Raw genomic sequence first — 6843 nt, 5'->3', positions numbered from 1 at the left:
AGCACCATTAGAGTTTACCAAAGATGAAATTATTGAAAAGGGAGTTGATTTTTCCACCACCACCCAAACAAAAGGAGAAGGAAGTAACGCATTAAAAAATAAAAACAAAAAAAATGAGCCTATTAAAAAACAGCAATCTTCCTCCAAAGAAACAGGTGGAAGCAGTACAAAAGTGGCAAAAGCGTTAAGCCAGAAAAAATTAAAACCTTTAAGAAACGAGCCAAAGCCACAATAAAAAGCCCGTTATACCTTAAAGCACTGGCTATTGAAAGTACAGACCCACGGGTTCAGGCTCTCCAGTATTTCATTGCTGGTGGCCGCATCCACCGACAAGCATTTGAAAAGCTATTTGGTGGCAATAAAGTATCTGGTAGAAAAAGTGTTTCCGACGAAATAAAAGCGCATTTCCAGTTGCAGGGCCGTCATGGTGCCAGAAGTATAGATCAGTTAGGCCATAACCTTTGGGATGAAGCCGATGAACAAACACAGGAAAAATACGATTCACAGTATTTCTCCAATGCAGTAGAAAGTGTTTTGCTGGACCATAATTCCCGTACTTCAATGGCAGAAGAACTTGCTAAGTATGAAGAAAAAGGGGATGAAGATTGGCAAAATTATTACGACCAGGCACATGAAGGATTGGAGGAAGATGAACAAAACCAAGTTGATAAAGCAATAAGTATTCTGGAAGGATTAACTGACGAAGAAATTCAACAGATACTTGATACCGAGGAAGCCGCACTTGCAGATAGTGAATTTTTGGAGCAGTTTTCAAATCAATACGACAATCCGGTTTCAAAAGAACAGGCTGAAAAGGATAAGAAACTTGCCGAAATTGAGAAAGATAAGCAGGATAAAATAAACAAAGCAACAAAGCCAGAAATACAGCCAGAAGAACAAACTAAGATTGAAGCAGATTTGGCACTCACAAGCGAAGCAAACAGGCAGCAGCTTGATGATATTAAGCAGAAATTATATAGCTTGCGTGAACTTGTTAAATGTCTTTGGCAATGACAGAAGATGAAAAAATACAACGAAGAATAGCCGAAAACAGGCACAATGAAATAGTGGATTTGCTAAAGGCAATTGCATTTCCGGGATATGTGCCCGAAAGCATAAAAGCCCAAAGAGAAAAAGACCTGAATGATATGATCTTAAGAGAAGGTAAACAATATAAAACTACCACCAATGAAAAAAGCACTGATTGACCAGGATTGCATTAATAAATTTGTAAAGGCTATTCAATTTGAACTGGGGCATGAATACCTGTACCGGTTCTTGTCAAATGCTATGCTTGCCGCTGGTTACTTTGGAGCAGCAGCTTATTTTCTTGCTGAAAGCAAAGAAGAAGGGGAGCATTATCAAAAACACATCAATTTCCTTAATGACCTGGGCGCACTCCCTGAGCTGCCGGTATTAAACCCTAAAGTGGGTCCGGTAACCACTCTGGAATATGCTATTAAAATGGCATATACCAATGAATTAGGGCTGCTCAATTATTACAAGGATATGTATAATACCGAAATGATGAAGCCTGAAATCACAGAGCATCTTTTATTTTACATCAAAACTCAAAGGGATGCCGTTGGGTTTTACGGAGATATTTTGGCTACATTTGAATCTGAATTAAAGAACCAAAATATCAACATGGTAATTGATCAAAAATTAAAAGACCTGGCTTAAAAAATGAGGATTGATTGTTTTGAAAAAATAAAGCATAAGGAAGTTAAAAAACAGCTCCAACAGGTATTTAATGACTTGGTTACTGATGATATGTCAGAACAAGAGCAAAAAGAAATCGGTAAAAAAATTGCGCTGAATTATTATAAACAGGTTAATGAAGAATTATCCGGGTTGAAAAATAATATAGCAGGAATTAAGCAATACAATATCCCAGGTGATATGCCTGAAACAAATCCGGCCATTGAAGAAATTGAAGATGAAGCTGAAAAAGAAATAAAAAAAGTTGACCCGAAATTACCACCTTCAAAACTTCCTGTTAAAGCAAGAGTAGCCCAGCGTAAAGTAAGGGATGAAAAAGCAGCCGAAGATTTGAAAGCAAAGTTATTGGCTTTAAAGAACCTGGGTAGGAACGGAGGTATTACATTGACTTCAAGTGGCTTTGACCCAAAAAGATTTGAATTAGCAACAGAAATAATCGCAGGGTATATAAAGCAGGGGGTTTATAAATTTTCTGATATTATTGAGGATGCTTATGCCGCAATGGGTGAAGGAGTAAGGGAGTTGTACGATATGCTTAAATCTGCTTATGGCGCTTATTACTTTGGAGGAGCAGACCAGATAGATGCAGAGCAAATGGATTTGAGTGAAAGGAACCTGACTTTTGATGAAATCACCGACAATATGAGTTCCGAAGAAGTGGAACTGGAGGATTTTGAGAAGGTTGAACAAAGCGAATCACGCAGACAGTTTATTGATATTGTCAAAGGGAAAATAAAAAATCAGGAAAAGCAAAATATTGTTTCGCTTCGAAAACTGGCCGCTGAATTAGGTATTGATGTTGTTGATACCAATTTACAAGAAATGGCTGAACTGGCCGTTGTAGAGTTAAGCCGGGATATGGCTAATAAAAGCTGGCAGGAAAAATACATACTGGAAGGAATCATTGATATCTATGATAACCAGCCAACAATCAGTATGCGTAGCGCAAACCGGATTGAATTACAACAATATTCAACCCCGGCTCCAGCAGCTTATCTCGCTGGGTTATATGTGGCTGCAGGTAAGCCTACTTCTGTTTTTGAACCTTCTGCCGGAAACGGAATAATGACCATTGCTTTTAAGCCTGAAATTGTTTCTGTAAATGAAATAGATCCCGTAAGGCTTGATAATTTGTCCAGACAGGGCTTTAAGCAGGTTACTGACCAAGATGCCTTAAATCCTTTCCCAAAGGGTAGAAAATACGATGGGCTGGTTATGAATCCACCGTTTGGAAGCAGCGAACAAATTGAAGTAAATGGGTACAAGATTTCTGGACTGGCACAAAAAATGGCTATCAATGCCTTAACCAATTTAAAACCAAATGGCAGGGCAGCAATTATTATCGGAGGCCATAATGAATATGATGAAAAAGGACGGATAACCAGTGAGCGTACTTTCTTTAACTGGCTGTACAACCAATATAATGTAGCGGCAGTAATAAATATCAGTGGAGAACTTTACGCAAAGCAAGGGACACAATTCCCCACCAGGTTAATTCTTATACATAGCAAAAAAGCCGTGGCAGAAGGAGCCACCCCGATAAATAAAGAAAATCAAGTAGTAACATCATACTATGAACTTCTGAAAATTGTTAATGCTTTAAAAGATGCAACTTATGAAAATATTTTTCAACCCGGAATGGATGCCGACAGAAACGATGGCGATGCTATTCATGGCAAAGGTCCCACAGGATTACAAGCAGACAACGAAGGAAGATTACCTGCAATACCTCCCGGACAGGTACGCCCAAATAGTAGCGGACGGCCTTCGTCAAAAGGAAACGCCGGACCTAATAACGGAAATACTGGGAATACAAATACCGACCAAGCCGACACCAACGGAACTGGCGACAGCGATAATGGAATCGGACCAGTTTCTGACCTGGAAACAGACGTTCCTTTTCAACAGCCCGGAACCGGAGATAACAGAGGAACAGGCATTGGAAACATTTCAGGAAACCAGTCTTTACAATCTGCTCGAAAGTTTGAATCAGGTGAATTAAGTAGTAATGCAAAAGTTCCGTATGTTCCAAAAAGTAGCAGCCAATCAGTTGATACTGTTATTCCAAGCCGGATGGCTACTGATGCCGAAAACATCCTGACTAAAATAAATAATGAGTATGGCGGCATTGATAATTTCGTTCAGAAAAAATTAGGATATGCCACAAAAGAAGAATTGTTTAATGCTTTAAGCGGTGAACAGGTGGATGCCGTTGCCATGACTATTGTGCAAATTGAGAACGGGCAAGGAATGATCATTGGTGATATGACCGGGGTAGGTAAAGGCCGTATTGCTGCGGCTGTTTTACGGTATGGAATTAATCAGGGGCTTAAACCAATATTCTTAACAGAAACCCCCGGGATTATTTTCTGACCTGTACAGGGATCTTGTAGATATTGACCCTACACAAAATAAATCATGGAGCAAAAATGTAAAACCATTTATTGTTAATGACAAAAATTCTTCTGGCGATCCGACTATAACAGATAAGGATGGCAATGTTGTTCATAAACTGATGCCAGCCGCAACCAAAAAAGGAATTTTCGCAAATAAACAAATACCCAAAGATGCAAACTTTGTTTTAGCAACATATTCCCAGTTTGGTACTTCATCTGATAAGCCCAGTGCAAAAAAAGATTTCTTTGCAGCTATTTCAGAAGGCAATATTTTAATACTGGACGAAAGCCACAACGTAGCGGGGCAAAGTAATCGTGGGGAGTTCTTTAAAGAGGCCATAGCTTCTTCAAAAGGTGTTCTGTACCTATCTGCCACCTTTGCCAAAACACCACAAGCAATGCCTGTATATGCCATGAAAACGGCTATGCAGGAAGCCAATATGAGCAATGATGAATTAGTCCGGGCCATTGAGCATGGTGGAGTAGCATTGCAGGAAGTTGTTGCGGCCCAGTTGGTAGAAAGCGGCCAGATGCTAAGAAGGGAAAGAAGTTTTGATGGCGTAAAGTGTTGATTATGAAGTACTGGAGGAAACCGGAAGCACACAGAGAAATTGCAGATAAGGTTACTGATAATATAAGGGATATTATAGATTTCCAGGCAATTCATGTTGCAGAAGTAATTCGGGCTATGGATGATATTGCTGCCGCCGCTGGTGCCCGAATGACAGAACGTGGAGGAACTAATATGGCAGGGGTGAATAATCAGCCATTCGCCAGCAAAGTGTTTAACCTTATAGATCAACTTCTTTTTTCTATAAAAGCGTTAGATATAGCTGATGCAGCGATAGATGAATTAAAAGCCAACAGGAAGCCTGTTATTGGATTTAAAAGCACGATGGGTAGTTTCCTTGACCATATTGGGGCGCAACCTGGTGAGCGACTTGAAAAAATAGATTTCAGCCTTACATTAAAAAGAGCGCTTGAAGGAGTAATGAGGTACACCGAAAAAGATGCACAAGGTAATTCTATACCTGGAACAATATCACTTGCAGATTTAACGGAAGATGGGAGAGCAGAATATCAGCGTATTCTTGATAAAATCATTAAAGCGAGTTCCGGCATTACAATCAGCCCCATTGATGTAATGATAAAACGTATTCAGGATGCAGGTTATACCGTAAAGGAAATAACCGGCAGAAAAATAATGCTTGATATTCAGGACGACGGAAGTGCGATAGTGACTACCCGTTTTGAAACCGATAAGAAAAAAATTGTCCGTGAATTTAACGAAGGAGAACTTGATGTAGTAATGTTGAATATGTCTGAAGCCACCGGTATAAGTATGCACGCCAGCAGTAAATTTAAAGATCAGCGGCAAAGGGTAATGATTGACGGCCAGCTGGAGTTGGATATTAATAAAGCAGTACAAAAGCGTGGCAGAATTGACAGGGTTGGGCAAGTTGTCCAGGGCGCATACCGGTTACATTGTTTCTGCTATTCAGGCAGAATCAAGTTACTGATGATGTTTAAGAAAAACTTAAATCCCTTTGATGCCAATACAACCAGCAGTCAAAAATCAATTAAGACCGCAGATGTTTGTTGATTTCTGAATAAATACGGTGATGAAATTGTTACTGAATATTTAAAAGGAGAACCGGAACTTAACGATAAATTACTGGACGTTAAAATTTAATGATAAAAGTGATGAAGGTTTGGATGGAATTACTAAAATTGAAAATGCTGCATTAAAAGTTACAGGCCGTGTAGCTTTTTTACAGTCTAAAGATCAAAACGAATTTTACAAAGAAGTATCAGATCGTTATACAGATTACATTGAATATTTGGAGAGCAATAATAGCAACGATTTGGAAGTAAAAGTATTGCCATTAAATGCAAAAACGCTAACCAGTGATGTTATTGTGGAAGGTAAAGGCGGTGATAGTCCTTTTGGTAATCCAAGTATTTTAGAACAAATAGAAACTGATGTTTTAAGAAGCCATTAAAGAAAGTAGATATTGATAAAGAGGTAATTGAAGGACTGGATGGCCTTACCCCGGAACAAAAGAGCACAGAAGTATTGGACGGAATTGAAAGCCATTATGACGGAGTTATTGAACAAGGTATTGCTAAACTGGAATTGCAGCATGAAAAAAATAAAATCAGCGTTGCAAAAAATGCCAGAGAAAAAGCAGAAAAAGAAGGTCTTGCCTTGCCATAGAAGATGCAGTTGAAGGATCATTGGAGAGGTTGGAATTTGCTAAAAACGAAGCTATAAAAGGCTCGAAACCCGGAATAATTTTGTTAAGAACAATTTAAGCCGGTTGGCACGTTATTTTAAAATTGGTAATCTTTATGAAGTGCCGGTTTCCGTAAGAACAGATACCACAATAGGAACCAGCAAAGGTATTTTCTTAGGTTTTAACATTAAGAAAAACAGAAAAAATCCGTATGCTCCTTCAGCAATCAACATGAGATTTGCTGTTAATGATAGTCGGAGAATTGTGTCAATACCATTAAGCAAACAGGATTTTATAAATGCTGTTATAGCCAATAGTTCTTTCATGACACCACAGGCAAGACAAAATTTCATTGATAACTGGGATAGTTTACAATCGACAAGGACCAGAGAGCATCGGTTTATGGTAACAGGTAACTTATTACAAGCATTCGGTACAAATGATGGGCAACTTGTTTCTTACAGACGATCAGGGCAACTTACTTAAAG

The 6843-nt window shown here is 38.9% G+C and carries 10 protein-coding genes; all 10 read left to right on the top strand.

Going from position 1 to position 6843, the window contains the following annotated elements; genetic code table 11:
- Positions 1-235: hypothetical protein (locus tag IPJ02_18085; GenBank protein MBK7377387.1), on the top strand; the 235-nt coding region annotated here is incomplete at its 5' end.
- A 176-nt stretch (positions 236-411) separates the two neighbouring features.
- The gene (locus IPJ02_18080) at positions 412-1014 is read left to right on the top strand and encodes a hypothetical protein (protein MBK7377386.1); all 603 of its coding nucleotides are present in this window, start codon (positions 412-414) and stop codon (positions 1012-1014) included.
- Entirely contained in the window at positions 1011-1208 is a 198-nt protein-coding gene (locus tag IPJ02_18075) for a hypothetical protein (GenBank protein ID MBK7377385.1), read from the top strand. Before IPJ02_18080 ends, IPJ02_18075 begins: the two co-directional genes overlap by 4 nt.
- Entirely contained in the window at positions 1189-1683 is a 495-nt protein-coding gene (locus tag IPJ02_18070; protein MBK7377384.1) for a hypothetical protein, read from the top strand. Before IPJ02_18075 ends, IPJ02_18070 begins: the two co-directional genes overlap by 20 nt.
- A 3-nt stretch (positions 1684-1686) precedes the next feature.
- The gene (locus tag IPJ02_18065; GenBank protein ID MBK7377383.1) at positions 1687-4095 is read left to right on the top strand and encodes a hypothetical protein; all 2409 of its coding nucleotides are present in this window, start codon (positions 1687-1689) and stop codon (positions 4093-4095) included.
- A gap of 1 nt (position 4096) precedes the next feature.
- On the top strand, positions 4097-4690 hold the full coding sequence (locus IPJ02_18060) for a strawberry notch family protein (GenBank protein ID MBK7377382.1): 594 nt from the start codon (positions 4097-4099) through the stop codon (positions 4688-4690).
- A 2-nt stretch (positions 4691-4692) separates the two neighbouring features.
- Positions 4693-5721, top strand: a complete 1029-nt coding sequence (locus tag IPJ02_18055; GenBank protein ID MBK7377381.1) for a strawberry notch C-terminal domain-containing protein — start codon at positions 4693-4695, stop codon at positions 5719-5721.
- A gap of 109 nt (positions 5722-5830) precedes the next feature.
- A complete protein-coding gene (locus tag IPJ02_18050; protein ID MBK7377380.1) occupies positions 5831-6121 on the top strand; it encodes a hypothetical protein in 291 nt (96 codons plus the stop codon).
- 74 nt (positions 6122-6195) lie between these two features.
- Entirely contained in the window at positions 6196-6336 is a 141-nt protein-coding gene (locus IPJ02_18045) for a hypothetical protein (GenBank protein ID MBK7377379.1), read from the top strand.
- Positions 6337-6439: 103 nt separating this feature from the next.
- The gene (locus IPJ02_18040; GenBank protein ID MBK7377378.1) at positions 6440-6841 is read left to right on the top strand and encodes a hypothetical protein; all 402 of its coding nucleotides are present in this window, start codon (positions 6440-6442) and stop codon (positions 6839-6841) included.
- Positions 6842-6843: the final 2 nt, after the last annotated feature.

This window comes from Chitinophagaceae bacterium, from assembly GCA_016710165.1.
GTDB lineage: Bacteria > Bacteroidota > Bacteroidia > Chitinophagales > Chitinophagaceae > Ferruginibacter.
This window is presented reverse-complemented; position numbering and strand designations above follow the sequence as displayed.

Bases quoted from the DNA above. Each gene is read 5' to 3' on its own strand.
- IPJ02_18075 (MBK7377385.1), top strand. From the start codon at position 1,011: ATGACAGAAGATGAAAAAATACAACGAAGAATAGCCGAAAACAGGCAC.
- IPJ02_18070 (MBK7377384.1), top strand. From the start codon at position 1,189: ATGAAAAAAGCACTGATTGACCAGGATTGCATTAATAAATTTGTAAAG.
- IPJ02_18065 (MBK7377383.1), top strand. From the start codon at position 1,687: ATGAGGATTGATTGTTTTGAAAAAATAAAGCATAAGGAAGTTAAAAAA.
- IPJ02_18055 (MBK7377381.1), top strand. From the start codon at position 4,693: ATGAAGTACTGGAGGAAACCGGAAGCACACAGAGAAATTGCAGATAAG.